This is a genomic window from Lacinutrix iliipiscaria (genome assembly GCF_042686125.1).
GTDB lineage: Bacteria > Bacteroidota > Bacteroidia > Flavobacteriales > Flavobacteriaceae > Oceanihabitans > Oceanihabitans iliipiscarium.
Genome location: NZ_JBHUOV010000001.1, coordinates 594,258 through 618,665 on the forward strand (window position 1 = coordinate 594,258; position 24,408 = coordinate 618,665).

General features: G+C 32.3%; 23 protein-coding genes and 1 tRNA gene. 11 read left to right on the forward strand and 13 right to left on the reverse strand.

What is annotated here, in order from left to right; all coding sequences use genetic code 11:
- Positions 1–444 (forward strand): GNAT family N-acetyltransferase, encoded by a 444-nt coding sequence (locus tag ACFS5M_RS02655; protein ID WP_183485389.1) that lies wholly within the window; start codon positions 1–3, stop codon positions 442–444.
- Here ACFS5M_RS02655 and ACFS5M_RS02660 read toward each other — a convergent pair.
- From ACFS5M_RS02660 to ACFS5M_RS02690, 7 genes are all read right to left on the reverse strand, one after another.
- A complete protein-coding gene (locus ACFS5M_RS02660; protein ID WP_183485392.1) occupies positions 441–1,307 on the reverse strand; it encodes an OmpA family protein in 867 nt (288 codons plus the stop codon). The genes ACFS5M_RS02655 and ACFS5M_RS02660 overlap by 4 nt on opposite strands.
- Positions 1,308–1,334: 27 nt before the next feature.
- On the reverse strand, positions 1,335–2,969 hold the full coding sequence (locus ACFS5M_RS02665) for a S41 family peptidase (RefSeq protein WP_183485395.1): 1,635 nt from the start codon (positions 2,967–2,969) through the stop codon (positions 1,335–1,337).
- 6 nt (positions 2,970–2,975) lie between these two features.
- Positions 2,976–3,794, reverse strand: a complete 819-nt coding sequence (locus ACFS5M_RS02670) for a DUF4349 domain-containing protein (RefSeq protein ID WP_183485398.1) — start codon at positions 3,792–3,794, stop codon at positions 2,976–2,978.
- Positions 3,791–4,162, reverse strand: coding sequence for a ribonuclease P protein component (locus ACFS5M_RS02675; RefSeq protein ID WP_183485401.1), 372 nt, complete (start codon positions 4,160–4,162; stop codon positions 3,791–3,793). The genes ACFS5M_RS02670 and ACFS5M_RS02675 overlap by 4 nt, the downstream gene beginning before the upstream one ends.
- Before the next feature lie 198 nt (positions 4,163–4,360).
- Positions 4,361–6,163, reverse strand: a complete 1,803-nt coding sequence (locus tag ACFS5M_RS02680; RefSeq protein ID WP_183485403.1) for a M1 family metallopeptidase — start codon at positions 6,161–6,163, stop codon at positions 4,361–4,363.
- A 59-nt stretch (positions 6,164–6,222) separates the two neighbouring features.
- Positions 6,223–7,824, reverse strand: a complete 1,602-nt coding sequence (locus ACFS5M_RS02685; protein WP_183485406.1) for a S8 family peptidase — start codon at positions 7,822–7,824, stop codon at positions 6,223–6,225.
- A gap of 13 nt (positions 7,825–7,837) precedes the next feature.
- Positions 7,838–8,698, reverse strand: coding sequence for an MBL fold metallo-hydrolase (locus ACFS5M_RS02690; RefSeq protein ID WP_183485409.1), 861 nt, complete (start codon positions 8,696–8,698; stop codon positions 7,838–7,840).
- A 149-nt stretch (positions 8,699–8,847) separates the two neighbouring features.
- Here ACFS5M_RS02690 and ACFS5M_RS02695 point away from each other — a divergent pair, with 149 nt between their 5' ends.
- Positions 8,848–10,689 carry a cation:proton antiporter gene (locus ACFS5M_RS02695; protein ID WP_183485412.1) on the forward strand — a complete coding sequence of 614 codons (1,842 nt, stop codon included), beginning with the start codon at positions 8,848–8,850 and terminating at the stop codon, positions 10,687–10,689.
- Positions 10,690–10,696: 7 nt separating this feature from the next.
- Here the strand turns inward: ACFS5M_RS02695 and lepA are convergent, their stop codons facing one another.
- Positions 10,697–12,493: a translation elongation factor 4 gene (gene lepA, locus ACFS5M_RS02700; protein WP_183485414.1), complete on the reverse strand. Its 1,797-nt coding sequence runs from the start codon at positions 12,491–12,493 to the stop codon at positions 10,697–10,699.
- Between the two features lie 172 nt (positions 12,494–12,665).
- Between lepA and ACFS5M_RS02705 the strand changes: the two genes are divergently transcribed.
- Positions 12,666–15,059, forward strand: coding sequence for an outer membrane beta-barrel family protein (locus ACFS5M_RS02705; RefSeq protein ID WP_183485416.1), 2,394 nt, complete (start codon positions 12,666–12,668; stop codon positions 15,057–15,059).
- A gap of 8 nt (positions 15,060–15,067) precedes the next feature.
- Here ACFS5M_RS02705 and ACFS5M_RS02710 read toward each other — a convergent pair whose 3' ends face one another.
- Positions 15,068–16,171, reverse strand: a complete 1,104-nt coding sequence (locus ACFS5M_RS02710) for a TolB family protein (RefSeq protein ID WP_183485418.1) — start codon at positions 16,169–16,171, stop codon at positions 15,068–15,070.
- Positions 16,172–16,229: 58 nt separating this feature from the next.
- Between ACFS5M_RS02710 and ACFS5M_RS02715 the strand changes: the two genes are divergently transcribed.
- Entirely contained in the window at positions 16,230–17,453 is a 1,224-nt protein-coding gene (locus tag ACFS5M_RS02715) for a M20/M25/M40 family metallo-hydrolase (protein ID WP_183485420.1), read from the forward strand.
- On the opposite strand, the gene ACFS5M_RS02720 is transcribed toward ACFS5M_RS02715, so the two are convergent.
- Positions 17,454–17,987 carry a hypothetical protein gene (locus ACFS5M_RS02720; RefSeq protein ID WP_183485422.1) on the reverse strand — a complete coding sequence of 178 codons (534 nt, stop codon included), beginning with the start codon at positions 17,985–17,987 and terminating at the stop codon, positions 17,454–17,456. It abuts the gene before it with no gap.
- Between the two features lie 118 nt (positions 17,988–18,105).
- Between ACFS5M_RS02720 and dusB the strand changes: the two genes are divergently transcribed.
- On the forward strand, positions 18,106–19,101 hold the full coding sequence (gene dusB / locus ACFS5M_RS02725) for a tRNA dihydrouridine synthase DusB (RefSeq protein ID WP_183485425.1): 996 nt from the start codon (positions 18,106–18,108) through the stop codon (positions 19,099–19,101).
- A 111-nt stretch (positions 19,102–19,212) separates the two neighbouring features.
- On the opposite strand, the gene ACFS5M_RS02730 is transcribed toward dusB, so the two are convergent.
- Both ACFS5M_RS02730 and rbfA read right to left on the reverse strand, forming a co-directional pair.
- On the reverse strand, positions 19,213–20,418 hold the full coding sequence (locus ACFS5M_RS02730; protein ID WP_183485428.1) for an ABC transporter permease: 1,206 nt from the start codon (positions 20,416–20,418) through the stop codon (positions 19,213–19,215).
- Between the two features lie 4 nt (positions 20,419–20,422).
- Positions 20,423–20,818: a 30S ribosome-binding factor RbfA gene (gene rbfA / locus ACFS5M_RS02735; RefSeq protein WP_183485431.1), complete on the reverse strand. Its 396-nt coding sequence runs from the start codon at positions 20,816–20,818 to the stop codon at positions 20,423–20,425.
- Positions 20,819–20,976: 158 nt separating this feature from the next.
- Here rbfA and mce point away from each other — a divergent pair, with 158 nt between their 5' ends.
- From mce to ACFS5M_RS02750, 3 genes are all read left to right on the forward strand, one after another.
- Positions 20,977–21,378, forward strand: a complete 402-nt coding sequence (gene mce / locus ACFS5M_RS02740) for a methylmalonyl-CoA epimerase (protein ID WP_183485433.1) — start codon at positions 20,977–20,979, stop codon at positions 21,376–21,378.
- A 53-nt stretch (positions 21,379–21,431) separates the two neighbouring features.
- Positions 21,432–21,505, forward strand: a tRNA-Ile gene (locus ACFS5M_RS02745).
- 157 nt (positions 21,506–21,662) lie between these two features.
- Positions 21,663–21,860: a hypothetical protein gene (locus ACFS5M_RS02750; protein ID WP_379897794.1), complete on the forward strand. Its 198-nt coding sequence runs from the start codon at positions 21,663–21,665 to the stop codon at positions 21,858–21,860.
- Here ACFS5M_RS02750 and ACFS5M_RS02755 read toward each other — a convergent pair.
- Positions 21,857–22,450: a riboflavin synthase gene (locus ACFS5M_RS02755; RefSeq protein WP_183485437.1), complete on the reverse strand. Its 594-nt coding sequence runs from the start codon at positions 22,448–22,450 to the stop codon at positions 21,857–21,859. The two genes, ACFS5M_RS02750 and ACFS5M_RS02755, sit on opposite strands and share 4 nt — an antisense overlap.
- 62 nt (positions 22,451–22,512) lie before the next feature.
- Between ACFS5M_RS02755 and pdxA the strand changes: the two genes are divergently transcribed.
- The 3 genes from pdxA (at position 22,513) to rpmF (ending at position 24,381) form a co-directional block, all read left to right on the forward strand.
- On the forward strand, positions 22,513–23,559 hold the full coding sequence (gene pdxA / locus ACFS5M_RS02760) for a 4-hydroxythreonine-4-phosphate dehydrogenase PdxA (protein ID WP_183485438.1): 1,047 nt from the start codon (positions 22,513–22,515) through the stop codon (positions 23,557–23,559).
- Between the two features lie 73 nt (positions 23,560–23,632).
- The gene (locus tag ACFS5M_RS02765; RefSeq protein WP_183485440.1) at positions 23,633–24,172 is read left to right on the forward strand and encodes a YceD family protein; all 540 of its coding nucleotides are present in this window, start codon (positions 23,633–23,635) and stop codon (positions 24,170–24,172) included.
- Positions 24,173–24,180: 8 nt separating this feature from the next.
- Positions 24,181–24,381, forward strand: a complete 201-nt coding sequence (rpmF, locus tag ACFS5M_RS02770; protein ID WP_183485442.1) for a 50S ribosomal protein L32 — start codon at positions 24,181–24,183, stop codon at positions 24,379–24,381.
- Positions 24,382–24,408 lie beyond the last annotated feature (27 nt).

Below are 24,408 nucleotides of genomic sequence, written 5' to 3' on the forward strand. Positions count from 1 at the left end.
ATGCTGAATATTTTAATAAAAACTTTTTCAGAATTAACCACACAAGAGTTGTATGGTTTATTACAATTACGAAGTGAAGTTTTTGTGGTTGAACAAGATTGTGTGTACCAAGACATAGACGGAAAAGATCAAATAGCACTTCATGTGTTAGGGTTTGCTGATGATCAATTGGTGGCTTATACACGCGTGTTTAAACCAGAAGCTTATTTTAAAGATGCGAGTATAGGTAGAGTAGTGGTGAAAAAGGAAGCGCGTCTATTTAAGCATGGATATAGTATTATGGAAGCGTCTATTAAAGCTATTGCTACATATTATAACGAAACAACAATAAAGATTTCTGCGCAAACCTATTTAAATACATTTTATACCAATTTAGGATTTAAAGCAATAGGAGAGGAGTACTTAGAAGATGATATACCTCATATTGCTATGGTTAAAAACTAACGTTTTTCTCCAATGTAGGTAATTAAAATTTCTACTCGTCTATCAAATTCAGGTTTGCCGCCAAGAGGAAATTTTCGTCGCATTCCAACATATTTCATACGTCTTTTATTCACTCCTTTTTTAATAAGATAATTATAAATAAACTTTGCTCTGGCTAAAGATAAATTACGTTGATTGGTTTTTCTGTTAACAGCATCTCTTGAGTTTTGTGTACAACAAACATGACCTTGAATAGTAAAATATAAGTTATCTTCTTTAACTAATAAGTCTGCGATATCTTCTAAAATAGGCTTTGATTCTTTAGTCAGAATAGCATAACCTGTTTTAAAATAAATTTTATCTAACCTAATTTTATCACCTTCCTTTATGTTTCCTGTAGCAATATCATCAGTTGTTTTTAGGTTTTTAGGCATTGGAACCGTTTGCACCACCACCTTTTTTTCTTTAGGCTTAGGTGTTTTTTTAGTAACAATAATTTCAACTTTACGATTTAAACCTCTAATTTGATCTATATCATCTTCTTTAATAATTTTAAGTAAAATTTCACCTTTACCATCAACATTACTTATTAAAGATTCATCAATTTCATTATTAGAAAATACAGTTTTTATAGCTTCTGCACGTCTTTGAGAAAGTGCTAAATTATAGTGTTTGCTTCCTCTATCGTCGCAAAACCCATAAATAGATATTTTTTCAATATTCACACCATCTAATCCTGAAATAAACAGCAATAATCTATTTTCTTCAGTAGATAATACATGAAAATCGTCTGTTTCAAAATACACTTCATGCTTCAGGTTGTTTTGTCCTAAAACATAAATTGGACATATTAAAAGGATGATATATAAAAGTGTTTTTTTCATTTTTTAAGCGAAAAAAGAATTAAGTGATTATCTTAAATAGCTAGCGTATGTTGAAGGATTAGCTAAAATTTCTGTAGCTTTTTTTATTTCTAAATTGTGTATTTTTTTATATTCATATAAACCTTCTCTATAAACATGTTGTTTAACAATTTCATCAGTTAATAAACCTAAAATTTGAGATTTATTTTGATCAATTGCTTTACTTTTAGATTGGCTTAAGTTATGTATTAAGGTGTTATAATCATTTTTAATAGCTTCATCTAGTTCTTCTTTTTTAGCATGCTCTAAAACCTCGGTTAATGATTTTTCAGTTTCAGTTTCAAAAGTAAAATCAGTAGTATTTAAATAGTTTTTAAAATTAGCAAAATCTTTATCTGTTAACTGAAAGTTATTAATGTCTTTTAAGCTATTCTTATAATAATAATCTGTAGCAAAATTAAAAATTAAAAAATCGTTGTAAATAGCATTTGTGATTGGAGAGTTTTTAGTAATTGCTAAATCTTCGTCAGGAAAAACACCACCACCATCAAAAACACTTCTTCCGTTTTTGGTTTTAAAGGTATTATAATTTTCTTGTTTAACGCGAACAGCATTTCCTTGTTGATCTCTATTCCAATAATCAAGGGCTTGAATGCAACGTCCAGATGGTGTATAATATCTTGATATAGTGACTTTTAGTTGTGTGCCATAAGTTAATTTTTTAGGTCTTTGTACAAGGCCTTTCCCGAAGCTTCTAGACCCAACAATGACTGCACGATCTAAATCTTGTAAAGAGCCAGAAACAATTTCACTAGCAGAGGCACTAGAACCATTAATTAAAACCACTAAAGGAATTTCTGTATCTATAGGTTCTTTGGTGGTGAAATAGGTTTTATTGTATTTTTTTACTTTAGATTTCGTGGTTACCACTAATTGCCCTTTAGGGACAAAAAGGTTGACAATATTTACAGCTTCATTTAACAATCCTCCAGGATTCCCTCTTAAATCAAGGATCATACGTTCTGCGCCTTGTATTTTTAAATCTTTTAAAGCGCGTGCAGTTTGCAAAGATGCTTTACCATTAAATTTACTGAGTACAATGTAGCCTGTTTTTTCATCAATCATTGAATAATGAGGAACAGCATTAATTTCTATTTCAGATCGTGTAATTGATGCTGTATTTTCCTTTCCTTGGCGCAAATAAGTTACGTTTACAGAAGAATTAGGAGCGCCTTTTAATAAATTACCAGCATCGTCTTTATAATTAGCGATAGATGTATTATTAATTTTTATAATCTCATCGCCTGCTTTTAAACCAGCCTTATCGGCAGGATAATCTTTATATGGCTCAATTATTACTAATTTATCTTTTAAAGTCCTAACATTAGCACCAATACCTGTGTAATCACCTGTACGTCTAATTCGCTCAGCTTCTACATCTTGTTCATTATAAAATTGAGTATAAGGATCTAGATTGGTAAGCATATTTTTAATGGCAGAATCCATTAAATCAGCAGGATTAGTTTCATCAACATAATTCATGTTGAGTTCCTTAAAAAGGGTTGTGAAAATTTCTATTTGCTTAGCAATTTCAAAAAAATCATTATTAAATGCACTTCCTGTAAAGAAAATGGTTGCTGCCAATACAGGAATAAGAATTCTTTTTTTAAGTCTAGTTTTCATCTGTAACTATTTTTTGTTTTTCTTATTAAGCCATCTTTTAAATAGAAAGATGCAAAAAATTAAAATAAGTATAAAAGGCCAAATGTGTAATAGGCCTAGAAAAAATAAAGATATACCATTAAAACCAGATTTAATAGCATTAACCATTTTTGTACCGTAAGAAACCGTCACACCATTTTCTGCTGTGAGTTTATAGAATTCAATATTTAAGGTACTTAGTGATACTTTATTTTGTAAATATTTTAAACGCCCTTGTTTGGCTTCTATTTCTTCTCTAATAGAGGAAAGTTCACGTTCTATTTCTAAAATTTCCTTTACATTTTTTGCTTTAGAAAGTAGTTCTAAATATCGCGCCTCTAATGTTTTTTTAGCTTTTAAACGCGCTTCTATATCAATAAATTCTTCGGTTACATCTTTAGAAGAAATGCGTTTGGTGTCAAAGTACTCAACATGATTACTAATGGAGTCTATAGTTTTTTGAAAACTAACTGAAGGCATTCTGATAATTAAGTTTCTCGAAAGTCTATTATAAGATTTGTTAGAATTATCATCTTGAATAAAACCATTGTTTTGTTCGACATATTTAATAATGTGCTGGTATGTTTTGTCTAAATCTTGAGTTTGAAAACGTAAAAATGATTCTTTTATAAGTTTTTGGTCTATGGTATTATTTTGAAAAGAAACACTAGACTGAGAGTTTGAAACCTCTTCTAAAGCCATTTCTGAAGAGGCTTCTGTTGCATCATAAGACCCCTCATTTTTACTACTATTATTAGAGCAGGCTAAAGGAAGAATAAGAATAAAAAGAGTAACTAAATATTTCATTTATTTGTTTTCAAAAATTTTTCAAATAGCTGTTTTATAGCTATATCTATTTCAGAAAAAGAGGTTTTTTCTTTACCAATGTACAAAATCATAAACGCATATTGTGTTGTAATGTTGTTAAAAAGCTCATATTTATTGAGTCTATAAGCCTCTCGCATTAAGCGTTTTATTTTAATACGATCTACCGCTTTTTTAAAATTTCTTTTAGGAACCGAAACACCAGATTTTATAGAAATTCCATCAGAAAAGCTTGATTCTATATAAACAAGGCGCAAAGGGTATGCCGAAATAGATTTTCCGTTAGAAAAAAGTTCGCCAATTTGCTTTTCGCTTTTAAGTTTTTCTGATTTGTTATAAGTGAATTTCATATTTGATGATAAGTATACAAAAATAGCAATTACAAATCATTACAGCCTTTTAATTAAAGTATGATATTCATCAAACATTAAAAATATAGAGGCCATAGATGTGAAGATCTTATAGGTTTAAAAGCATACAAGCCTTAAAAAAGAAAACCGCTTAACTTATTGCTAAACGGTTTTATATATAGAATAGATATACTTTATTTATTTTTTGTTATTTTCTTTATCAATATCTGCCATCATTTCTTTAGGGTCTATTTGAACACTACTAACCTCTTTTGAAGTTTCAAAAGTATAAGTTGGATATGCCCAAGCCCAATCAGCTTTAATCGTTGCGTTTGTTGGTTTTTCTCCACGCATCATCTGCAATGGAATATAGATGTTTTCTGAAGTTCCATCTGCATATGTTACGGTGACATCTAAGGGCATTGGCATTAATCCTATACGTTCTAAAGTCACACGATTTCCATCGATAGATTTTACACCATAATCAATAGTATTTGTGGTTTGTGTCCAATCTATTAAATACCAATCTAATTCTAAACCAGAAACTTTTTCTGCAGAGCGAATAATATCCATTGGTTTTGGATGCTTAAAAGCAAAATCGTTAAAATATTTTTTTATGGTTTTCTTTAAATTATCTTCTCCAATAATGTAACCTAATTGCGCTAAAAACACTTCACCTTTACTATATGCCGAAATGCCATAAGCCTGATTAAAATTGTACCTATCTGCATGTGTTGTTTGTGGTTGTTCTTTTCCAGATTTCGCTAAATAGATATAACCTCTATAGGCATTTTCGGCTGGATTCTCTTTGCCGCTTTGATTTATTGTATTCATTGCGTGATCACTAATATAGCTTGTGAAGCCTTCATCCATCCATTCGTGTTTTGCTTCGTTTGTTGCTAATAAAAATTGAAACCAAGTATGCGCTAATTCGTGAGCTGTTACACCAACAAGACTACCAAAGTTACGTTTACCAGTTATTAATGTGCACATAGCGTATTCCATACCACCATCACCACCTTGAATAACTGAATATTGGTCATAAGGGTATTGACCTATATTTTCAGAGAAATATTGCATTAAAGCCACAGTTTTAGGCTGTAGTTCTTTCCAAAATTCTAAGTTTTCAGCAGGCAAATCATTTTTGTAATAGAAATGAAGCATTGGACCATTAGGAACTTGCATGGTGTCATGTATATAATCTGGATCTGCTGCCCAAGTAAAATCATGTACATTAGGAGCTTTATAATGTAGCGTTTTTTTATTTCCAGTTACTTGTGGTTCGCCTTGCAGGTAACCTGTTCCACCAACGACATAGTTTTTGTCAATAGTTAGTTTGATGTCAAAATCACCCCAAACACCATGAAACTCCCTTGCAATATAAGGATCTGCGTGCCATCCTTCATCGTCATATTCAGCAAGTTTAGGATACCATTGCGTCATAGAGAGTGCGACACCTTCTTTATTGTTTCTTCCTGAACGACGAATTTGTACAGGCACTTGAGCATTAAAATTCATATCAAAAGTTACGCTTTCTCCTGGTTGAATAGGAGTCGCTAAATCAACCTCCAACACAGTACCTACAGTTTCGTATTTTAATGGCAATCCGTTTTGCTTTAATGAAGCCACTTTAATGAAGCCAATTTCATTTGGACTTAACTTACTAATTCGATCTCCAACACGTCCGTCAGCATCTGCAATGGTACGAGAACGCACATCCATCTCACTGCCAGGTTGAAAGGCGTTAAAATATAAATGATAATAAACTCTATTTAAAACATCTGGTGAATTATTAGTGTACACTAAATTTTGTTTCCCTTGATATTGATAAGTATTAACATCCATATCGATTTCCATTTTATAATCGACATGTTGTTGCCAATACGAAGAGTTTGAAGTGGATTGAACTGGTGTTGTAGGTGTGTTAGGAGAAGAGTTGGTTTGTGTTGAAGCACAAGACACCAACACGATACTAAAAATAAATAAAAGAACCTTTTTCATCTGATGATTTTTTAATTAAAAAAGGCATCAATAAATGATGCCTTGTGTTTTTTCTGTAATTAATTAGATAATTGTTGTGCCATAATTAAAGCATTATAAGCATTTACCATTTTACCTGATTTTGATAAACCTTCAAAAGGTCTTACATCACTAGAATTACCACCTACAACAACTTTAGTTGCAACAGGAAGCCCTGAATCCATTAGTATTTGCTTCACTTGAGCGGCAGAAAGTTTAGGGTAATAAGAGCGTATTAATGCTGCAACACCAGCAACAGCAGGAGCAGCCATTGATGTACCTCCTTTAGTGTCGTATTCGTTTTCTGGAGTTGTAGAATACACTTTAGCACCAGGAGCAAATACATCAACATTTATTTTACCATAGTTAGAGAATCCTGCAACCATTCCAGAACCATATTTTGGTTCTAGAGCGCCAACAGTAACAAAAGTATTAGAAACCTCTGGACCATTTGCAACTTGATCATTTGGATAAACCGCTTTACTGTCTAAATCGATTCCTTCGTTTCCTGCAGCATTTATAAAAAGAACATCATTTTCGCCAGCATAAGCAATAGCATCTCTTACCCAATCACTATGAGGAGAGAAATATTTACCAAAACTTCCGTTTATAATTTTCGCACCATTATCCACTGCGTAACGTATAGCTAAAGCAATGTCTTTGTCGTATTCATCACCATTAGGTACAGCTCTTAAGCTCATAATTTTAACATTATTTGCAACACCATTTGCTCCTTTACCATTATTACGCTCAGCAGCAATAATACCAGCGACATGTGTACCATGACTTTCACTTTTCTTAACAGGTTTAACGTTTCCGTTTCCGTAACCAGGCTTATCATTTAAATCGTCTGGATTATCACCAGTAGTTCGTCCATTAAACTCTTTATTTAAATTGTAGTTAAGCATGTCGTTAATACTTTCTAAAGCATCACCAAGATCGTTTTTAGCGTCTGCAGTATTATCAAATCCAAAACCATAAATTTGCTTTATAATAGCAATATGTCTGGTTAATTCTTCGTCTGTAGTTTCAATAGAATTAACATCTTTTGGAGTATAATTTTTATTGTTTAAATGTTTAGAAATAGCTTCGTCTGCAGCGATTAAGCTTTGATAAATTTGCTCATACTGTGTTTTATAACCAGAATACTTTTGAAAATCTGAATCATAATCGGCTTGAGCTTCAGCACCACCTTTTCCTGCGGCTAATAATCTTGTTTTTTCCAATTGTTCGTTATAGGCATCGCCCAAAAAGTTCCAGCCATGAATATCATCTACATAACCATTATTATCATCATCTTTATTGTTCCCTGCTATTTCTTTTTTATTGGTCCAAATAACACCATCTAAGTCTTCATGGTCTATATCGATACCAGAATCAATAACAGCAACAATAATTGTTTGTCCAGACTTTCCTTTAAGAACCTCTGTATAGGCTTTATCGACACTCATTCCAGGTATTGTGTCTTTTACAAGATCTAAATGACCCCAAGTGTGTTTTTCGTTTTCAGTTAAATCAGCCTCCTTTAAAGGAATAGAATCGATGTTTTCTATAGGAGTTGATAAGATTTCTGCACCACCACCACAACTGGTTAGCATTAATGTGACACTACCTATGAGTAGTAGAGATTTAATAATTTTCATATAGTTTATTTGTTTATTTAAAAATATCATTACATGTAAAAATTTGATCAAGTCGCACGCCTTTTTCTGTATGTTTTACTGTAATAATTTCATTATGTGCGTCGTGTTCCAAAAATAAGTAATAATTATTATCTGCTGCTAAATTGAGGAATTTTTCTTTTTCATCTAAAGTTAACAAAGGCCTAGTGTCATAACCCATTACAAAAGGAATTGGTAAATGGCCAACTGTTGGAAGTAAATCAGCCATAAAACAAATGGTTTTCCCTTTATAGTTAATCATTGGAATCATTTGTTTTTCGGTATGCCCATTCGCAAAAAAAATATTAAAACCTAAGGCAGAATCTTTTAAAATATCACCATTAGGAAGTGCGGTAAACTTTAATTGACCGCTGTCTTGCATAGGCATAATATTTTCTTTTAAGAAAGAAGCTTTTTCTCGTTTATTAGGATTTGTTGCCCACTCCCAATGGTTTTCATTACTCCAAAAAGAAGCATTTTTAAATGCGGGTTCATAACCTGTTTTGTCTTTGTTCCACTGTATGCTTCCTCCGCAATGATCAAAGTGTAAATGGGTCATGAATACATCTGTAATATCATCACGTTGAAAACCATTAGCATTTAATGATTTATCAATCGTATCATTTCCCCAGAGGTGGTAATAACCGTAAAACTTTTCACTTTGCTTATGTCCCATTCCTGTGTCTATTAATGTAAGTCGGTTTCCATCTTCAATTAACAAACAACGTGCAGCAATATCAATCATATTGTTTGAGTCTGCAGGATTCGTTCTTGACCATAAAGATTTTGGGACAACACCAAACATAGCGCCACCATCTAGCTTAAAATTTCCTGCATTTATAGGGTATAGTTTCATAATTGATGCAAATTACTAAATATGAATCGGAACTTATAAAGTGTTAAGAGTATATTAAGAAATATTTTTTCTTACTTATTAAAAAACTATAATAGTATTATATAACTTTCATAATTGTAATTATTTAGTATTTTCACAAAAAACAAGACATGTTAGAATTAGCTGGAATTATCATTTTAGGAATATTAGCACAATGGGTTGCATGGAAATTTAAAATTCCAGCAATATTACCCTTAATTTTAATAGGTTTATTAGTAGGTCCTATTGCTGCAGAATTTTTATCTGAAGATGGCACCAAATGGATTGAACCTATATGGAATGGTACAAAAGGGTTGTTTCCAGGTGATGGATTGTATTATTTTGTGTCATTAGCGATTAGTATTATACTTTTTGAAGGAGGGCTAACCTTAAAAAGATCTGAAATTAAAAACATTGGACCAGTGATTACAAAACTGATAACGCTAGGTTCTGCGGTGACTTTTTTTGGAGCAGGAATGGTGGCGCATCATCTTTTTGACCTGAGCTGGGAACTATCGTTTCTGTTTTCTGGGTTAATAATAGTTACAGGGCCAACAGTTATTACGCCAATACTAAGAAACATTCCATTAAAAAAGGATGTCTCTGCAGTTTTAAAATGGGAAGGTATTTTAATCGATCCCATAGGTGCTTTAGTTGCTGTATTGGTATTCGAGTTTATTAGTGTTGGAGGCGAAGATGGTTTTACTAAAACCGCACTCATGGAGTTTGGTAAAATTATTCTATTTGGGACTACTTTTGGATTTACTTTCGCTCATGCTTTAGCTTTTGCAATAAATAAAAAGCTAATTCCTCATTATTTACTTAACGTTGTTTCGCTTTCTACTGTTTTACTTGTTTTTGTAGAGTCTGAAGTATTCGCGCATGAATCGGGCTTATTAGCAGTAGTGGTTATGGGAATGGTTTTAGGAAACGGAAAATTAGAAAACATAAAAGAACTGCTTTATTTTAAAGAGTCTTTAAGTGTCTTACTCATTTCTATTCTGTTTATTCTTTTGGCAGCCAATATAAATATTGATGATTTATTATTGCTTTATAGCTGGAAAACAGCTGCACTTTTTGCTATAGTTGTATTCATAATTAGGCCTTTAGCTGTTTTTCTAAGTACAGCAGGATCTAAACTTAAGCTTAATGAAAAACTATTTATAAGTTGGGTTGGGCCAAGAGGAATTGTAGCTGCTGGAATAGCCTCTCTTTTTGGAAGTAAACTAATTAAAATGGGTGTCTCTGGCGCAGAGTATATTACACCATTAGTGTTTATGATTGTTTTAGGAACCGTTTTATTAAATGCGACAACAGCTAGGTTGTTTGCTAAAATTGTTGGTGTGTTTTTAACAAAATCAGAAGGTATTTTAATTATTGGTGCTTCAAAAATTTCAAGGTTACTTGGGCATTATCTAGAATCTAACGGAAGACATGTCGTACTCATTGATAGTAATCAAGGCAATATCGCTAAAGCAAAAGAACTTGGTTTAGAAGCATTTGATACAAATATTTATTCCGATACATTAACTGATAATATAGAATTAAACGATGTTGGTTATTTAATGGCTTTAACAGGGAATTCCGATATTAATAAGTATGCTATTGATAAGTTTAGCGAGCAGTTTGGTGAAAACGGATCTTTCAGATTAGTTTCTTCGGAAGAAATGTTAGACGATAATAACAATCCGCAGGAAGGATTGTTTTCTCACACAGACGATTATAATTCGCTTTCAGAAGTCACTAAAAGCTATCCATCTATTCAAGAAATTCAAATTAATGATAAGGACCATTATAAATCTTTAATCGATATCACTAATAAAAATAAAAATATTATTCCGCTTTTTATTAAAGACGAAGATGGTGAATTAAAAATAATTTCTTCCTACAATACAGAAATCGATGAGATTGGCAAAAATTGGAAACTGGTTTATTTAGGCAAACCTTTTGATGTTGAAAAAACAGATGTGTAATTTACAGTTAGTCATTCAATTTTAACACAGCCATAAATGCTTCTTGAGGAATTTCTACATTACCTACTTGGCGCATACGTTTTTTACCTTTCTTTTGTTTTTCTAGAAGCTTACGTTTACGTGAAATATCTCCTCCATAACACTTTGCTGTAACATCCTTACGCAATGCTTTTGTCGTTTCACGAGCAATGATTTTTGCTCCAATTGCAGCTTGAATAGGAATATCAAATTGTTGACGAGGTATTAATTCTTTTAATTTTTCAGTAATTTTTTTCCCAATTGTGTGAGCATTATCTGCGTGAATTAAAGCTGAAAGTGCATCAACAGGTTGTGCATTTAATAAAATATCAACACGAACTAATTTAGATGGCTTCATTCCAATTGGATGATAATCAAATGAAGCATAACCTTTAGAAACCGTTTTTAATCGATCATAAAAATCAAAAACAATTTCAGCCAGAGGCATATCAAAACTTAGCTCCACACGTTCGGTAGTTAAATAGGTTTGATTTGTAATCATACCACGCTTTTCAATACACAAGGACATGACATTCCCTACAAAATCAGCTTTAGTAATAATGGTTGCTTTTATATAAGGTTCTTCAACTCGATCTAAAGTAGAAGGGTCTGGTAAATCGGAAGGATTATTAACAATGATAATGTCTTCAGGATGTTTTCTCGTAAATGCATGATAACTTACATTGGGAACTGTTGTAATAACAGTCATGTCAAACTCACGCTCTAAACGTTCTTGAATAATCTCCATATGAAGCATGCCCAAGAATCCACAACGAAATCCGAAACCTAAAGCTGCTGAACTTTCAGGAGCAAAGACCAATGAGGCATCATTGAGTTGCAGTTTTTCCATAGAAGTACGAAGCTCTTCATAGTCTTCTGTGTCTACTGGATAAATTCCCGCAAAGACCATAGGTTTTACATCTTCAAAACCAGCAATTGCATTGGTCGTCGGTTTTTTTGCGTCAGTAATAGTATCTCCAACCTTAACCTCTTTAGCTTCTTTTATTCCAGTAATAACATAACCTACATCGCCAGCTTTTATTTCTTGTCTTGGATATTGTTTGAGTTTTAGTGTTCCAACTTCATCTGCAAAATAGTTTTTATTTGTAGCAATAAATTTAATCTGTTGGCCTTTGTGAATAGAACCATTTATAACTCTAAAGTAAGTTTCTACACCACGAAACGGATTGTAAACAGAATCAAAAATTAAGGCCTGTAAAGGTTCTTCAATATTTCCTACAGGTGCAGGAACACGCTCGATTATCGCAGTTAAAATGTCTTCAATTCCCAAACCTGTTTTGGCACTAGCAGGAATAACCTCTTCGGCTTTGCAGCCTAATAAATCTACAATATCATCCGTCACCTCTTCTGGATTAGCGCTAGGTAAATCGACTTTATTTAGCACAGGAATAATTTCTAAATCATTCTCTAAAGCCAAGTATAAATTAGAAATAGTTTGCGCCTGAATGCTTTGTGCCGCATCAACAATTAGCAAAGCGCCTTCACAAGCAGCAATAGAACGAGACACTTCATAAGAGAAATCAACATGACCAGGAGTGTCAATAAGGTTTAAAACATACTGCTCACCTTTATGTGTGTATTCCATTTGTATGGCGTGTGATTTGATGGTAATACCACGTTCACGCTCTAAATCCATACTATCTAAAAGTTGATCTTGTTTTTCACGATCTGTTACAGAACCAGTAAAATCTAACAAACGATCTGCTAGTGTACTTTTTCCATGATCAATATGTGCAATAATGCAAAAGTTTCTAATGTGCTTCATAATCCAGTATCCTCTCTAAAAGATTTGGCAAATATAGTTCATTTATTGTGCGATTTTAACATTGAATGCTTTAAAAGTTTGATGTTGTTTATCGAATTTTAAGGCTTAAAGTTTGTTCCTTTAGCATTAAGTGATACTTTTAAGACATTAATTAATCCCTAAGCCACAATTTTTGAAAGTAATTTACGCATTCTTATTTTTCTTTTTTCCCTTTATATTTTTCGCCCAAGAATATAAGGTTTCGGGTATTATTGTTGATGAAAACAACGTACCTGTAGCTTATGCTAATGTTTTAATATTACAGCAAGTAGAATCAGAGTATGTAAATTTTAAAGGTGTATCTACTAACGAAGAAGGTGTATTTCTTTTTGAAAGTATAACTCAGGGTAACTATCAAATTAAAGCTAGCTTTTTAGGACTTAAAACAGAAACTATAGATTTGAATCTTTTTAAAGATGAAAATTTTTCTATTACATTAAAGGAAGATACAGAAGATTTAGACGAGGTTACAATTAATATAAAGAGACCAACCTTAAAAAAAGAAGTTGACAGACTAGTGTTTAATGTCGAGAGCACAGCTTTAAGTGAAGGCAATATGTTAGAAATGCTTCGTAGCACGCCTGGAGTTTTAGTTTTAAACAATACCATTCAAATAAAAAACACAACACCAACGGTTTATATAAACGATAGAAAAGTACACCTATCTGATGATGAATTAACACAGTTATTAGAAGGCTCTTCGGCTCAAAATATAAAATCTATTGAAGTTATTACGAACCCTCCAGCAAAATATGATGCTGAAAGTGGTGCTGTATTAAATATTGTAATGGATAAAAACTTAATAACGGGTTATAGAGGAACGCTATTTGCCAATTATACCCAAGGCGTTTTTCCTAGGTATAACGCAGGAATGTCTAATTTCTATAAAACCGAAAAAATTAATGTTTTTGCCAACTATAGTTATACTCAAAACAAGATAAATAGAGAGAGTAACGAAGACATAAATTTTCTAGATAATGGAGGAGATATTGTAGAAAAGTGGAACACCAAAACAAAAAGGAATATTTGGTCTAAAACCCATAATTTAAATCTGAACTTAGATTATTTTATAAACGATTCTAATACCTTAAGTTTTTCTGCAAACACGTTGTTCTTGCCATATTTCAAGTATTTAACTCTAGGCGAAACACAAGTAAATGACAATCAAAATAGTGCAATTTATAATTTTGACACGAATAATCAATCAAAAGACAAAAAGCATAATTTTGGTTTTGATTTAGACTATATTCATGAATTTTCAAAGTCTAAGCTTTCAATAAACGCTCATTACACAACTTATGATTATAACAGAAAACAAGATGTTTTAAGCCAATACTTTAATGCTAGCGAGATACCTAATTCAGCTTTTAAAACAAAAGCAAATCAAAACACAGATATAATTACAACTCAGTTAGATTATGAGTTAACATTAAATGAAACCTCATCTTTTTCAACAGGAATTAAGTCTTCATTCATAAACACAGAAAGTGATATTAATCATTTTCAAGTGAATTCTAGTGGCGACGTTTTTGATCCCGAACTGTCTGATGCTTTTCATTATGATGAAGATATTTTTGCTGGATATATTAGCTATCAAAAAAACTGGAAAAAACTCCAGCTATCTACAGGTGTTCGATTAGAGCAAACTACTATAGAAGGAAAATCACCAATTACCAATGAAATAAGTAAACAAGATTATTTTAAGTGGTTTCCTACGTTTAATTTAAGCTATGATGTTTCAGAGAATACAAGTGTATATTTAAATTATAAAAGAAGCGTTGAAAGACCAATTTACCAAGACCTTAATCCGTTTAAGTACTTTTTAAATGACAACACAGTAGTGACAGGGAATCCAAATTTAAAACCAGCATTTATTGATCATATTGTTATAGGCACCTCACTAAACAATGCGATCTATATTGAAGCTTATTATAATTATGGAGAAGACCGCTTTTTGGAGTTGCCAATTCAAGACAATGAAGAGAACCAATTTATTTTTATGCCAACCAACTTAGATCGTACTATTGAGTATGGTTTTGATTTTAACGCTTATTTTAATGTGACAAAAAACTGGTTTGTTTCTTTTTCAACTTCATTTTATAATGTAGAAGATAAGGCTAATTTTAATACTGTTACATTACAAAAAGACACATGGTCCAATTATTCGCTTATTAGTAATGATTTTTCGTTTTTAAAAGACAATAGCTTAACGGCTAATTTCATTATGTACTATATTGGTAAAAACCAACAAGGCTTTCAGGAGATTGACTCTAGGGTTGCTTCAGATTTAGCCATAAAAAAGTCTATTTTCAACAAAAAGGCAGCCATATCATTATCTGCATCAGACTTATTTAACTCACAAGACTTTAGCATAACGTCTAAGTACTTAAATCAAAACAACTCACGGTTTTTTAATCAAGACAACAGATATATAAAGCTTGGTTTTAGCTATAAGTTTGGAAATACGATTCTAAAAACAAATCAACGTAATAAAGAACGTGAAGAGTTGAATCGATTAGAAAAATAATATTGTTTTTAATCTTGCCATTCAGCAATAAAGAGATTGGTGTCATGACCACCACCATTATTTCGGTTCGATGAAAAAATTAAATATTTCCCATCATTCGAAAATACAGGAAAAGCATCAAAAGTTTCACTATGAGTCACGCGCTCTAAATTTTTACCATCAAGATCAATTAAGTATAGGTTGAATGGGAACCCACGCTCAGACTCAAAGTTAGACGAGAATAATATTTTCTTACCACTTGGGTGAAAAAACGGACTCCAATTTGCGTTTCCTAAATCGGTTAATTGACGTAAATCACTACCATCAGCATTACAAATATAGAGCTCCATTTCAGTAGGCTGTACCAACCCTTCAGCTAATAAATCTTTATATTCTTTAATCTCTTCTTCTGTCTTAGGACGAGAAGACCTGAAGATGATTTTGGAGCCATCTGGAGAGAAAAATGCACCACCATCATATCCTAATTCAAAGGTGATTTGTTTTACATCGCTTCCATCTAAATTCATAGTGTATAAATCAATATCGCCATTTCTAGTTGAAGTGAATACAATTTTATCGCCAACAGGAGAAACTGTTGGTTCAGCATCGTAGCCTTTTTCATGAGTAAGTTGTGCTGTAATATTACCTTCTAAATCAGCGACAAAAATATCATAGGTGTCATAAATTGGCCAGATGTATTTTCCGTTTTTACGCAAAGGTGTTTCCGGACATTCATCTGCACCTAAATGAGTTGATGCATAAATAATATGTTTGTTATCAGGTAAAAAATACGAACAGGTTGTTCGTCCCTTACCTGTACTTACCATTGGTGGAATATTATCTTTAAAGGTGTCATCAACATTCATTAAAAACATTTGATCACAGTTTACATCCCAAGATTTATTATTAGATTGAAACACAATTTGTTTATCGTCAAAACTCCAATATGCTTCGGCATTATCACCACCAAAAGTCACTTGTCTGATACTTTTAAAATGTGTTTCTTCAGGATAAATTAAAGAATCTACCCACTTTGTTGCACCAGTTGTTGCGTCTGCGTTTTTAGAACTGTTTTTTTTACACGATAAGAAACTTAAAGCTAGAAGTATATATAGAATGCTTGTTTTGCTCATAATTTTTAAATAAGTGGCTTTTAATGCCTAATTTTGTGCAAAATTAATATTTATTGAAATGAAAAACGCATTTGTACTACTTTTTTTATTAGGATTATTAAGTTGTAAAAAAGAAACAACATTAGAGACCACTTTAAAGGATGATGTAGAATTTTTATCTTCAGATGATTTAGAAGGAAGACAAACAGGAAGTGAGGGCGAACAAAAAGCCGCAACATATATTTCAAAACGATTTAAGGAATTAGGCTTAGAGGCGAAGGGCACAGATGGTTATTATCAAGCCTTTTCATTTAAGCCCAAAACAGATCCGCACCAAGAAGTAAACTATACTGTAAAAGATGGCGATAGCACTATTACAGGAACTAATATTGTGGGTTTAATAAACAATAATGCAGAGAACACGGTTATTATAGGTGCACATTATGACCACTTAGGTTATGGTGCCGAAGGATCTTTGTATAGAGGAGAAAAGGCAATACATAATGGGGCAGATGATAATGCAAGTGGTGTCGCGGTATTGTTAGATTTAGCAAAAAAACTGAACAAAAGTAATACCAACAATAATTACGTTTTTATTGCTTTTTCTGGAGAAGAAATGGGATTGTTAGGCTCAAACTATTTTGTTAAAAATCCAACTATAGACACTAAAGCTGCAAACTATATGATTAACATGGATATGGTTGGACGTTTAAAAGCAGATAGCTCTCTGGCTGTTTATGGTGTTGGGACTTCGCCAATTTTAAAACAGACACTAAATGCACACAACACCAATTTTAAACTTATTCAAAAAGAATCTGGTGTAGGTCCTAGTGACCATACGTCATTTTATAATGCAGATATTCCTGTATTGCATTTTTTTACTGGCCAACATGATGATTATCACAAACCAGGTGATGATTCTGATAAGTTAAATTATGAAGGAATGAAAACCATTTCAAATTATATTTATGAAGTCATTTCTGATTTAAACGATAATGGAAAATTACCATTTAGAAAAACTAAGAATGAAAGCGAAGAAACGCCACGTTTCAAAGTGGGATTAGGTGTAATTCCAGATTATTTATATGATGGAAAAGGAATGCGTATTGATGGGATTAGTGAAGATAAACCAGCTCAAAAAGCGGGATTACTAAAAGGAGATATTGTAATAAAACTTGGTGATAGCAGTATAACTGACATGATGAGTTATATGAAGGCTTTATCAACTTTTGAAAAAGGAAATACAACCAAAGTTGTAGTTGATAGAAACGGAAAAGAGGTTGAGGCCGAAATTTCTTTTTAGCTAAACACCCAACACTTTTGCATCAACTCTAAACGTTGTATCTATTGTAATATCATGAGCCTGACTTATTGTTTCATCAGTTACGGTTTCAACTCGCAACTTAAAGCTGTCAGCTTTTATAAAGGCTTTTAACTCTTGATCTTGGATTTCTAAATTTAACGTCTTGGCATCAGTGTTTTCAATACCAATAAGGTTTGCAATTTCAACCTCTTCAACCGAGTCTGTGCTAATAAAAACATGGATGTCTTTTAAAAAATTAAAATGACCATCTTCAGGAGAAGCCACCGTGATTTTTATTGCTTTTAATCGAATGCTTTCAATTAAATCTTTATGTGTATTGTTGTTTTCGAATGTTGATTCAGAATCAGTCGTTACATCTGGCGTAAATAAACTAAATGGTGCGTTTATAATTGTAGTAGATTCTACAGTATAATTTGTTTGATAATCGAGATCAAACTTTGTTAATTCATCAATAACACTGCAACTCATAAGTAGGATGCAAGCAATCGTAAGTAAACTTAAATGCTTTTTCATAATTTTAGGGCTTAAAGGGTCAAATATAGCATATTTAGTCTAAATTTTTTTATAAGATTCTTAAGCAATAAGGAGGCGAACAAATCAAATACCTTATTTTTGCATAAAAATTAAACCCTTGATAAAAATAGGTAACATAGAACTTCCAGATTTTCCATTGCTTTTAGCGCCAATGGAAGATGTAAGCGACCCTCCATTTCGCGCGTTATGCAAAGAGCAAGGTGCAGACGTAGTGTACACAGAATTTATTTCTAGTGAAGGCTTGATTAGAGACGCTGCAAAAAGTGTAATGAAACTTGATATCTATGAAAAAGAGCGTCCAGTAGGTATTCAGATTTTTGGAGCAAATTTAGACAGCATGTTACAAACTATTGATATTGTTGAAAAATCAAATCCTGACATCATTGACATTAATTTTGGTTGCCCAGTAAAAAAGGTTGTAAGTAAAGGCGCAGGTGCTGGTATTTTAAAAGATATTTGTTTAATGGAAAGCTTAACTGCTGAAATGGTTAAGCGCACCAACTTACCTGTTACGGTTAAAACGCGTTTAGGTTGGGATCACGATTCTATAAAAATTGTTGAGGTTGCTGAAAGATTACAAGATGTAGGTTGCGCAGCCATTTCTATTCATGGACGAACCAGAGCGCAAATGTATAAAGGTGAAGCCGATTGGAAACCTATTGCTGCAGTAAAAAACAATCCTAGAATGCACATTCCTGTGTTTGGAAATGGCGATGTTGATAGTCCCGAAAAAGCCATGCTAATGCGTGATGAATATGGTTTAGATGGCTGTATGGTTGGTAGAGCTTCTATTGGAAACCCATGGTTTTTTAAACAGGTTAAACACTTTTTCGAGACTGGTAAGCACTTAGCTCCAATAAGTTTAGAGGAGCGTGTTGAAGCGGCTAGAAGACACCTTCAAATGGCGATTGATTGGAAAGGCGAGGTTTTAGGCGTTTTTGAAACACGAAGACATTATACCAACTACTTTAAAGGGATTCCGCACTTTAAAGAATACAGAATGAAAATGGTTACCAGTGATGCCTCTGCAGATGTGTTTGCCGCTTTTGATGAGGTGCTTTCCAAGTTTTCGGGTCATCAATTTGCCGAATAGTCATAAAAATTTCCGCAAGAAGGATTGAGGCATTTGTTGAAGCTCTTTTTTGTAAAAAAAAGCGACTGCCGAAAGCCTGTTTGACACTTTTTTTGTGGCAACTTGCCCAAATTAATGTTCTACTAAATGTTTTGTGATTCGTGTAGAGGCGATTTTTGAAGCCAAAATTCCTAATACCGAAATGGTTAAAAATACAATTAGAAAATTGATAGCTTTTAAGGAAACAGGATAGGCTAGTGATGGTGTAATCATGATGAGTGCAAAGGTTTGTTGCAACAACACGAGAGCAAGTCCGATTATAAGTCCGATAACTCCTCCCAGAAGCGTCATTAAAACCCCTTGATAAAAGAAAATTTTACGAATATCTTTTTGAGTTGCGCCAAGATTAAATAGTGTGTTTAGATTTTTCTTTTTATCTAAAATCATCATTATAATAGAGCCAATAACATTAAAGAGCGCGATGATTAAAACCAATGTAAAAATGAGATAAACTGCTAAATATTCTGTGTTTAGCATTTTATAAAGAGCGTCATTAAGTTGTGCTCTATTTTTTAAAATGACTTTGTTTCCTAAAACCGTTTGAATTTGGGTTCTAACTTTTTCTTCGTCAAAGTCTTTTGCGAGTTTAAATTCAATAGCAGAAATTTGATGGTTTTCATAACCAAGAAGTTGTTGCGCAAAATCGAAAGGCGCATAAACGTATTTGTCATTTAGCTCTTCGTTAATGTCAAAAATACCCACGTTTACAGCATTAAAAGTCGTATAAGCTTGATTAGCAGAGGTGATTTGTCCTTTTCCTGGTTTAGGCACATATAAATTTACGCGCTTGCCATAGTCTAAAACACCAAAAGAGAGGTTGCTAGAAATTCCCCATCCTACAACAATTTGATTGGTTTTCTGAGTGAGCCAACCACCTAAAGGAATAACAGAGTCGATATTAGTTACTTTTTCGTAATTCTCATCAACCCCTTTTATATAGGCATTAGGGTAATTTTTATCATCAAAAGCAATAAAGACACGATCTTCAATAATTTTGGAGTAAGAAACGATATCCTCTAATTTATTTAACTGAGACAACTCTTCTTCGGTAACAACAAAAGATTTGCCAGAATGGGCTTCGGCTTTTAAATCAGGATCGACAATGGAAGTAAATTGAAGTGTAAAATCTTTTAAACCAGCAAAACCAGACAGCACAACAAATAAAGAGGCAGCGCCTAAAACAATACCAACAGCAGCAATGATAGTAATAAAATTTATAGCATTGTTGCTGCTTTTGGAGTGCAGATAACGTTTTGCTATGTATAGCGCGAAGTTCACGACACTATGATTTTTTACGCTTTCCTAAAAGATCAGCATCTGTTATAGGGTTTTCTTTTCCTTTTAAAGACTGTTCGATCTTGTCTATATACTCTAAAGAATCGTCGATAAAAAATTCTAAATTGGGCATACGTCTTAGTTGATGTCTTGTGCGCTGAGCTAATTCATGCCTAATCAAAGGCGAATTAGATTTTATGCCTTTAATGAGTTCGGCACCTTTTTCATTAGGAAAAATGCTTAAATAAACTTTAGCAACAGAAAGATCTACAGTGACTTTAACTTTGCTAACAGATATAATTACACCACGCATACCACCTTGAGATGCAGCACCTTGAAGGACTTCTACGAGATCACGTTGTAATACTGAAGCTATTTTTTTTTGTCTCTGACTTTCTTCCACTTTTATAAATTTTATAGATTAATAATTAATAATCAAGAACCATTAATTAATTAAAATTACTTAAAAGGTTATTTCATTGGACAAAAATAACGGTTATTTAAAGATTATCTTACTTTTGATGTTACAAATTTTGTACCTTAAATTATTGAATAGATATAATGAATAAAATAGAACACATAGGTATTGCGGTTAAAGACTTAAAAAAGGCAAATGAATTGTATGCTAAACTTTTTGGTGAACCACACTATAAAATTGAAGAAGTTGAAAGCGAAGGTGTAAACACATCATTCTTTAAAATTGGAGATAATAAAATAGAATTATTAGAGGCAACAAACAATAATAGTGCAATTGCTAAGTTTATAGATAAAAAAGGTGAAGGAATTCACCACATTGCTTTTGATGTTGACGATATAGAAAAAGAAATAAAGCGCTTAAAAAACGAAGGTTTTAAAATCATTAATGATAAACCAAAAAAAGGAGCTGACAATAAATTAGTTGCATTTTTACACCCTAAAAGTACTAGTGGTGTATTGATTGAGTTATGTCAAGAAATTATTTAAAAAATAATTGCTTGTAGAGTTTTAAAATTAATATTAGATTTGCAAACTAATTTGGTCCCATAGCTCAGTTGGTTAGAGCACCTGACTCATAATCAGGTGGTCCTTGGTTCGAGCCCAAGTGGGACCACTTTTTTTGTTTTAATTAAAAAAGATTAATTTTTTTTAAAGAAAATTACAGAACATTGTATTTCATCGGTGTTTTTCTTTATTTGAGGGTCTTTTTTAGTCAAAAAAAATGTTTTTTTTTGTTAACTCGCTTTTTTTTATACTTTTACAGCCGAATGATGAAACAAAATAAAAATATATTTGCCTCAACCTTATTTATTTTAATAAGTCTTGTTGGTGTAGCCCAAACTTCTGGTGGACCACCACCTCCTGCACCACCACCACCACCTGGTTTAAGTATTGATACAGGGATTTATATACTTATAGCTATAGCTATTCTTTATGGTGCTATAAAAACACTAAAAGAAAAGGCTTAGTTTTTATTCAAATCCATTAGTCGACTTACATATTTTCCTATTACATCAAACTCTAAGTTTATTATTGTACCTATTTTAAAGTTTTTGAAGTTTGTGTGTTCAAAAGTATAAGGTATTATGGCAACACTAAAAGAGTTGTTTTTCGAGTTTACGACGGTTAAGCTCACTCCATTTATAGTAATTGAGCCTTTTTCTATAGTAATATTATTGGCCTTGCTATCATATTCAAAAGTGAAGATCCAACTTCCTGAAGTGTTTTCTATTCCAGTGCACACACCTGTTTGATCAACATGACCCTGAACAATGTGACCATCTAATCGTTCACCTAATTTCATTGCTCGCTCAAGATTAACAAGATCTCCTATGCGAATAGAATTCAAGTTAGTTTTGTCAAGAGTTTCTTTAATTGCGGTAACAGTGTAATTGTTTTTTTCAATATCTACAACGGTTAAACAGACGCCATTGTGAGAAATACTTTGGTCAATTTTTAATTCCGAAGTAAAACGACTTTCTATAGTAATTTCTAAATTATCTAGGGTTTTGTTTAATTGTTTTACCACTCCTAATTCTTCAACGATTCCTGTAAACATTATTGTCGATTATTTAGTTAAATTTGCAAGAGTAAAATTACAAACAAAAGTTAGCATTTTTCATGAACAAGGAAGAAAATATAATTGTAGGAATATCGATAGGTGATTTAAATGGAATTGGAGGTGAAATAATTCTTAAAACATTTGCCGATTCTAGGGTACTTGATTTTTGTACACCAGTTATTTTTGCTTCAGTAAAAACAATGACTTTTTTAAAAAACCACTTTAATATAAATGTTAATTTAAATGGGATAAAGCACACAGATCAAATTCTTCATAAAAAAATTAATGTATTAAATGTGTGGAATGAACCTGTAAAAATTGAATTTGGAAAAGAAGATTTAAAAATTGGTGCTTACGCCATTAAATCTCTAGAAAAGGCAACGCAAGCATTAAAAAATGACAAAATAGATGTGTTAGTTACAGCACCAATCAATAAGCATAATATTCAGTCAGACACATTTAAATTTCCTGGACATACTAATTATTTGGCCCAAGAACTTGAGGGTAATAGCTTAATGCTAATGATTGCAAATGATTTGCGGGTTGGTCTAATAACAGATCATGTACCAGTAAAAGATATTGCAACACATATTACCCCTGAACTAATAGTTGAGAAAATTGAAACCGTTTACAATTCACTTAAAAGAGACTTTAGAGTCAATAAACCTAAAATTGCAGTTTTAGGTATTAATCCCCATAATGGAGATAATGGTGTTATAGGAAGTGAAGACGATGATATTTTGCGTCCGACTTTAAAAGCGATAAAAGATTCAGGAAAATTAGTATTCGGTCCTTATGCTGCAGATAGTTTTTTTGGGTCTAATAATTATACCAACTTCGATGCTATTATTGCCTCATATCATGATCAAGGCTTAATCCCTTTTAAGACCCTTTCATTTGGTAAAGGGGTTAATTATACTGCTGGACTAAATAAAATAAGAACTTCTCCTGATCATGGTACAGCTTTCGAAATAGCTGGAAAAAATGAAGCCGACAATAGCTCATTTAAAGAGGCAGTGTATAAGGCTATAGAGATTTTTAAGAACAGAAAAGAATATAAAGCCATTACCCAAAACCCTTTAAAATTCAACCAAAAAAAGATATAAACAAAAAAATGTTCACAACTGTAAATAGGTAAATAAAAATTTATATATTTGCAGGCTCAAAATAGATGTGAAAATGAAGCCGCTGAAAGCATTTACAATTCCATTTGTAGGTTTAAAAGAAGGAAAACACCATTTTGAGTATGATATTGAACAATCGTTCTTTGAATATTTTGAGTATGAAGAGTTTAATGATTCAAACATTAAAGTAAATCTTGTTTTAAACAAAAAAACAACATTGCTAGAATTGAATTTTAAAATTTCTGGAACTGTAAATGTAAATTGTGATTTAACAAACGAACCGTATCATCAAAGTATTGAGAATGAACTTGATTTAGTCGTTAAGTTTGGAGATGAATATAACGATGATAATATTGACATATTAATAATCCCTCATGGAGAATATGAAATCAATGTTCAGCAATATATATATGAACTCATAGTTTTAGGAGTTCCTAATAAATTAATTCATCCTGGGGTTGAGGATGGTACTTTAGATTCTGAGATACTTAAAAAATTAGAAGAGCTTAGTCCTAAATTAACAGAGGACCAAAATAATAAAGAGGATATTGACCCTCGATGGAATACATTAAAGAAACTATTAACGGATAAATAACATAAAAAATGGCACATCCTAAAAGAAAAATCTCAAAAACAAGAAGAGATAAAAGAAGAACGCATTATAAAGCAACTGCGCCACAAATTGCTACATGTCCTACAACAGGTGAAGCTCATTTATACCATAGAGCTCACTGGCATGAAGGTAAATTATATTATAGAGGACAAGTTTTAATTGACAACTCTCAAGAAGAAAACGTAGCGTAATTATTATGCACGCATACAATAAAACGC

What these genes read in the sequence shown, in the direction of transcription:
- ACFS5M_RS02655 (WP_183485389.1), top strand. Translation starts at nt 1, where the DNA reads ATGCTGAATATTTTAATAAAAACTTTTTCAGAATTAACCACACAAGAG.
- ACFS5M_RS02660 (WP_183485392.1), bottom strand. Translation starts at nt 1,307, where the DNA reads ATGAAAAAAACACTTTTATATATCATCCTTTTAATATGTCCAATTTAT.
- ACFS5M_RS02665 (WP_183485395.1), bottom strand. Translation starts at nt 2,969, where the DNA reads ATGAAAACTAGACTTAAAAAAAGAATTCTTATTCCTGTATTGGCAGCA.
- ACFS5M_RS02670 (WP_183485398.1), bottom strand. Translation starts at nt 3,794, where the DNA reads ATGAAATATTTAGTTACTCTTTTTATTCTTATTCTTCCTTTAGCCTGC.
- ACFS5M_RS02675 (WP_183485401.1), bottom strand. Translation starts at nt 4,162, where the DNA reads ATGAAATTCACTTATAACAAATCAGAAAAACTTAAAAGCGAAAAGCAA.
- ACFS5M_RS02680 (WP_183485403.1), bottom strand. Translation starts at nt 6,163, where the DNA reads ATGAAAAAGGTTCTTTTATTTATTTTTAGTATCGTGTTGGTGTCTTGT.
- ACFS5M_RS02685 (WP_183485406.1), bottom strand. Translation starts at nt 7,824, where the DNA reads ATGAAAATTATTAAATCTCTACTACTCATAGGTAGTGTCACATTAATG.
- ACFS5M_RS02690 (WP_183485409.1), bottom strand. Translation starts at nt 8,698, where the DNA reads ATGAAACTATACCCTATAAATGCAGGAAATTTTAAGCTAGATGGTGGC.
- ACFS5M_RS02695 (WP_183485412.1), top strand. Translation starts at nt 8,848, where the DNA reads ATGTTAGAATTAGCTGGAATTATCATTTTAGGAATATTAGCACAATGG.
- lepA (WP_183485414.1), bottom strand. Translation starts at nt 12,493, where the DNA reads ATGAAGCACATTAGAAACTTTTGCATTATTGCACATATTGATCATGGA.
- ACFS5M_RS02710 (WP_183485418.1), bottom strand. Translation starts at nt 16,171, where the DNA reads ATGAGCAAAACAAGCATTCTATATATACTTCTAGCTTTAAGTTTCTTA.
- ACFS5M_RS02715 (WP_183485420.1), top strand. Translation starts at nt 16,230, where the DNA reads ATGAAAAACGCATTTGTACTACTTTTTTTATTAGGATTATTAAGTTGT.
- ACFS5M_RS02720 (WP_183485422.1), bottom strand. Translation starts at nt 17,987, where the DNA reads ATGAAAAAGCATTTAAGTTTACTTACGATTGCTTGCATCCTACTTATG.
- mce (WP_183485433.1), top strand. Translation starts at nt 20,977, where the DNA reads ATGAATAAAATAGAACACATAGGTATTGCGGTTAAAGACTTAAAAAAG.
- ACFS5M_RS02750 (WP_379897794.1), top strand. Translation starts at nt 21,663, where the DNA reads ATGAAACAAAATAAAAATATATTTGCCTCAACCTTATTTATTTTAATA.
- ACFS5M_RS02755 (WP_183485437.1), bottom strand. Translation starts at nt 22,450, where the DNA reads ATGTTTACAGGAATCGTTGAAGAATTAGGAGTGGTAAAACAATTAAAC.
- pdxA (WP_183485438.1), top strand. Translation starts at nt 22,513, where the DNA reads ATGAACAAGGAAGAAAATATAATTGTAGGAATATCGATAGGTGATTTA.
- ACFS5M_RS02765 (WP_183485440.1), top strand. Translation starts at nt 23,633, where the DNA reads ATGAAGCCGCTGAAAGCATTTACAATTCCATTTGTAGGTTTAAAAGAA.
- rpmF (WP_183485442.1), top strand. Translation starts at nt 24,181, where the DNA reads ATGGCACATCCTAAAAGAAAAATCTCAAAAACAAGAAGAGATAAAAGA.